The organism is Kocuria sp. ZOR0020, from assembly GCF_000800955.1.
GTDB lineage: Bacteria > Actinomycetota > Actinomycetes > Actinomycetales > Micrococcaceae > Kocuria > Kocuria subflava.
Genome location: NZ_JROX01000384.1, coordinates 1 through 362 on the forward strand (window position 1 = coordinate 1; position 362 = coordinate 362).

Consider the following 362-nt stretch of genomic DNA (forward strand, 5'->3'; position numbering starts at 1 on the left):
GGTTGTTCGTTATTTAATTTTTCTCTTATAGCGTCATCTTTTTTGCCATAAGTTTTTCTATAAATGATTTTTTCATATTCATCAGATGCCATTTTATTTGTTTTTGTGTTAAAGTTTTTCATATTTTCTCCATATTTTCTTCTAGCCCAACTTGCCAGTGATTTTTGATTAATGTTGTTTAAATATCTTTCGAAAGAATAAACTGTATGAAACTTTTGTTCATACTCAACTTTATTTGTTTCTTTGTTTATTGAGTATTTAAATGCTCTATCATACATAAAATTTAAGTAATCTGTGTGTAAATCTCCCAGAAGCGAATCATAATTGTCTCTTTTTTCTATTGTTTCTTTTGAAATTGCCTT

The 362-nt window shown here is 26.2% G+C and carries 1 protein-coding gene; it reads right to left on the minus strand.

The features are described 5' to 3' along the window. Positions 1–362 (minus strand): hypothetical protein (locus tag L979_RS16495; RefSeq protein ID WP_047692854.1); only part of this gene is annotated, 362 nt, incomplete at both ends.